This window comes from Nocardioides sp. CPCC 206348 (assembly GCF_048654705.1).
Classification (GTDB): domain Bacteria; phylum Actinomycetota; class Actinomycetes; order Propionibacteriales; family Nocardioidaceae; genus Nocardioides.
Genome location: NZ_JBMCZA010000063.1, coordinates 4,181 through 8,475, shown reverse-complemented (window position 1 = coordinate 8,475; position 4,295 = coordinate 4,181). Strand labels below are relative to the sequence as shown.

Annotated in this window: 5 protein-coding genes; 1 reads left to right on the top strand and 4 read right to left on the bottom strand. The window is 61.8% G+C overall.

Annotated features, from left to right (window positions below):
* Positions 1 to 669 (top strand): type IIL restriction-modification enzyme MmeI (locus tag ACOADB_RS02180; RefSeq protein ID WP_378596272.1); only part of this gene is annotated, 669 nt, incomplete at its 5' end.
* Positions 670 to 829: 160 nt separating this feature from the next.
* On the opposite strand, the gene ACOADB_RS02175 is transcribed toward ACOADB_RS02180, so the two are convergent.
* The 4 genes from ACOADB_RS02175 to ACOADB_RS02160 form a co-directional block, all read right to left on the bottom strand.
* Positions 830 to 1,525 carry a hypothetical protein gene (locus ACOADB_RS02175; protein WP_378596270.1) on the bottom strand — a complete coding sequence of 232 codons (696 nt, stop codon included), beginning with the start codon at positions 1,523 to 1,525 and terminating at the stop codon, positions 830 to 832.
* Between the two features lie 706 nt (positions 1,526 to 2,231).
* Positions 2,232 to 2,747: a hypothetical protein gene (locus ACOADB_RS02170; protein ID WP_378596269.1), complete on the bottom strand. Its 516-nt coding sequence runs from the start codon at positions 2,745 to 2,747 to the stop codon at positions 2,232 to 2,234.
* A gap of 40 nt (positions 2,748 to 2,787) precedes the next feature.
* On the bottom strand, positions 2,788 to 2,988 hold the full coding sequence (locus ACOADB_RS02165) for a hypothetical protein (protein ID WP_378596268.1): 201 nt from the start codon (positions 2,986 to 2,988) through the stop codon (positions 2,788 to 2,790).
* Between the two features lie 273 nt (positions 2,989 to 3,261).
* The coding region (locus ACOADB_RS02160) for a hypothetical protein (RefSeq protein ID WP_378596267.1) at positions 3,262 to 4,295 on the bottom strand (1,034 nt) is incomplete at its 5' end.

Genomic DNA, 4,295 nt, shown 5'->3' with positions numbered 1-4,295 from the left:
GATCCGGAAGACTTGGGGAGATCCGCATTCCTTGAGACGCGTGTTGCCGCATGTCGGGAAGAGCGGCTCAGCAGCCGAAGGGCCGCGACGCGGACGCTTGCGTCTACCCCGCACCTCTTCGCGGAGATCCGACAACCGACAGTCGACTTCGTTGCGATCCCAAGCGTAGTTTCCGAGAATCGCCCGTTTTTCTTGGCATCACACCTGAGTGCAGATGTGATTTTCAATGCGAACGCCACCGCGGAAGACCCTGATGGTTTCTTGTTTGGACTCATTTCGTCGTCGATGTTTCTTGCCTGGCTGAAGGCGGTTGGTGGCCGACTTGAGTCGCGATTGAGATTCTCGAACACCATTGTCTGGAATAACTTCCCGTTGCCGTCAATCTCAACAGAGGATCGGACCAAGGTGATCGCAGCCGGGAAAGGTGTGATCTCGGCCCGAGACGCCTACCCATCGCAGTCGCTTGCACAGCTCTACGAGCCGGCTTCCCTTCCGCCAGACCTTGCGGCGGCACACGCCGCGCTCGATGTCGTCATTGACGGCCTCTTCGAGTTGGTTCCCAACAAGGCCGACGAAGAGTCGCGACAAGCAGTCCTCTTCAGGGAGTATGCGACCCTTGACGCCGGGTTGCTCGCCGGGCCGTCGAAGGCGACGCGTGGTCGGCGATGAGGAGGTTCTCCAAGTTGGCTAAGCATCGCTCCTCGTCCCCAGATCACGGGGAGGAGAGGACAGCCAGGTCCGTGAGCGCGCGGCCAGGCTACGGACGCTCGCGGCGAAGTGACGCAGTCCCGAAAGATGTCCGCGACAACATCCCCACCGAACACAACAGCTAATCGCGGTGTTCGATGACCTCGTCAAGTCGACCTAGCCGGTCGCGGCGCCACAAAATGCCGGCGGCATCTCTGAAGCTGATATCGACGACAAGGTGCGACGGATCGTATGTCCCATAGTCGGGGTAGTCCTGACCGTCGCCAAGCGTGGGAACGCCCACAATCATCACGGGCGTCTCGCCCTCAGTTATCCACCGAATTGGCCTTGGCTCCGCCGATGGAGGTAGGACCGCAAGATCCTCACCGCCCAGATATCGCGGCTTCTCCTCGGTGGCTCCACCAGTCGGGGCGAGTACAACGCTGAAGTCGACGTGAACGTTAGTGACTGGTACCTCGGACGCGTTTCGCAGCATTGCTATCGCGCCAGAAATACCCTCCTCGGCGATGGGCGGACCGCTTTGCTGTTGTTGCCAGTTCGGAACGAACTTGTCGGGCCAAGCCGCGACAAGGGCGGCCTGCGCTCTCCTCCGCTCTCGAAGAAGTTCGCCATCCCTAACCTGTTCGATCCCGAGCGCCCTGGCCGCGTAGTCGGCTGCAAGCATGGCGGCTCCGAAGGCGGCGACCGTCGCGGAGGCTGCCACCCAATCGGCCATGGAACCTGCGTCGGCGTCGAGAACCAGACCGATCCCAACAGCGATTCCGACGACGACTAATAGCCCGCCCGCCACGACTCCGAACACGGTCCTCTTGGTCACGACTCAATGCTCCCATCCGACGAGGCCGCGCTCGTGCTCGCAGTCCGGCCCGCGTCGGCGAGCCACCCTGGCACGGCTAGGCGACAAGCAGTTCTGTCCCACAGGATTGGTCTGCGCAGCGGATTTTGGCACCATCGCTCGCGGCGGTTTGACGCACCCTGAATTTGCTCGAAGACCAGAAGGGCAGTGCGGGCAGCGTTGCCAGCCCTCCTGGTGGCGTTGACCGTCGTCACCGCCCGCCCGATGCACGATGAACACGTCGAGGGCGGCGAGCGTGCCCCGAGGGCGAGAAGCGGCGTTCCCCAGTCCAAGCGCGTCGTCAGCACCGTCAAAGCCGCGCCGAACCCGCGGAAAGGCACGGCGACCTTTTGGCGTTGGGAGGGCGCCCCCGTTGGCTAGTACGCGGCGTCCTGGGACGGTTGGCAGAGAGGTGAGTGGGGCAGGTAGACGTTGATTTCGGTCGGCGTCGGGTCGGTGTCCTGAGCGCGCGGTGCCAAGTAGGAGAGCACACCGAACATGAGGGACAGGCAAGCGACGACGTGACTCGCCCGTTCGCGTCGTGCGGTGCTGTCGCGATGGCGGCGGTGACGGCTTTGAGGCATGGACAGGAACTCCTCAGATGAGGTGGTTCCCGGGCGGCCCAGTGCTTTCGGGTGTGCAGCGCAATCCGCTAGGCGATGACTAAAGTCTACGCCTGCGTTGGGCGTTAAGGCGCGACCTTTCCGCCGTGGGTCGCGCTCTGAACGTGGATGATCTCGGCGGAGTCGTGGAACGAGACCACGAGCCAGCGTTTGTCGCACCCGTTGCACGACGAGACGCCATGTATGTGTGGTGCTTCTCCCGGGCCTCCGTGCAGCGGGTAGGCGAGGTTGCGCTCCTGAAGAACTGGGGTGCGGAACGGCTTTGCGACGTCCTCGGGGTTGTGAAAGACCCATTGTCGGTTTGATGGAATGTGAACCATCAGTCGAGCGATGGAGCGCCACGACTTGCAGTCGCACCGCAGATGTTTCTGTACTCGCCAATGCTTCTCTTGGTTCGCGTACGTCGCAACGGCTTCGTAATAGGCATCGTCTGAAGCATGCCGACCACGGTGCGGTGGCAGATGCTTGTACGGGTACTGGTCTCCAAGCTCGTACGTGGTGACCGGGTCACCCGCTTCGAACGGGCGCTCGTTGTCGATGCCTTCGCGCATCACCACGTACCCAGGTGAGTCGTCAGTCATCCGTCTCCTCCCGAAGGATCGCGATAGAGGTGTGGCCGAGTCAGCCGGCGGGCGCCGGAGCAGACGTGAGTGTCTCGAGGAACGGTTCGAGGATGTTTGCGGCGTGCTCTTGGCTTATCGCAATGATGAAGGAGACGAGCTCGTTGTTGAAGAAGATTGCGGCGGTGACGAACGCGAAGCCAAGGATCTTGCGTAGGGGCTTGTACTCCTGTGCCAGGTCCAGTGAGTCGTAGGTGTCCATGCCTAGATCGTGCCCGAAGGGTCCGACGCGACAGGTTCGATTGTCGGACCTGCAACACCATGGAACCATCGGCGTGATCGTCTCTCACCGCTGTCGCCAAGCTCGAGGCCCATGAACGCAGGCTAGAGGGTCTCGTGAGTTGTCGATGGCGTCCGTGGGTTGGCCACATTCGTCAGTAGTCCCATGTCTGCCGCTGCGTTCTCAGGCGGCGAAATGACGCAGCGGCCGCAGCAGATCTGTGTACTTCACGTGCCCCTTAAGCCAGTGCGCCGTTCACCTGAACACATCAGAGAACGTGAACGCGAGAACAAGCGCTTTCTCGTTGCCTGCTCCTGCGAACGCCGAAAGCAACTTCCTGAACGCGGTGACGCCCTGCTCGTCGTAGAGCACCAGGTTACGTTCCTCGGCAAGCAGCCGAGTGAGATGGGGGATGACGACCCCGGCCGCGAGCGAGTCGTATGCGTACCCGTCATTGGCCGCTACAGCATCAGCGAGCGCCTGGAGACCGCGCCGCTCGTCGACTCTAGATAGAAACACCAGCGTCTCCACGACATGGTGAATCACTGGAGCAGCCTTGCTGCTGGCGCATAACAACAGCAGAGGAATCGCGAGGTCGGCGAGCCGCGCGAGTTCTGCAGTTGCAGGTGCGTGTTGGGTGGTGCCGTCCTCGACGGCGGTGCTCTTCCTGTCGTAGGCGCCGCTGGAGAAGTAGATCTGGCTGGCAGTGGTGTCCAAGACGTTGTAAGCCCGCTTCAACGATGCAATCTCATCTGGCGTTGCCTCGGTCTTGCCTGTCAACGCGGCGCTCATCTCGTCCAGACATGCCAGAGCCGACGTGCACCCGGCTGTTGCGAACTCGAACGCTCGCTTCTGGACGCCGATCTCGGCGCCCGGAGCGAAGTAGTCCCGAATGAATGAGATCGCGTGCGATAGCTCCTTTGACACTGGAGCGGCGTCAGCCCATTCCTTCAGGGCCGAGCTCGAGTAGGGGGCCTCATGATGAAGGCCCAAAAAGGTCGTGATGTTGACCGCGAGTTTGTCGCGCTCCTTTGCGGCCCGTTCGTCATCTGCCGGCTCGGCTTCGACACAGTCGTCCCGAGTCTCAGAGAATCCATCGTCGACGCCCCTGCGATCATCGAGTTCAGCCAGTAAAGAATCGACTGCGTCTGGTGAGGTGTGGGCCTCCCGCTGCAGGCAAACGAGGAGTGCAGTCCCGACCATCACGTCGTGCTCGTCGAGAAGAAGAGTTCGCAAGGCGTCGACCCGCTCCTCCGATGTGGAGCCCGAGCGCAACCAGGTAAACGCTT

Coding starts and splice junctions, on each gene's coding strand:
- ACOADB_RS02170 (WP_378596269.1), bottom strand. CDS start 2,747: ATGACTGACGACTCACCTGGGTACGTGGTGATGCGCGAAGGCATCGAC.
- ACOADB_RS02165 (WP_378596268.1), bottom strand. CDS start 2,988: ATGGACACCTACGACTCACTGGACCTGGCACAGGAGTACAAGCCCCTA.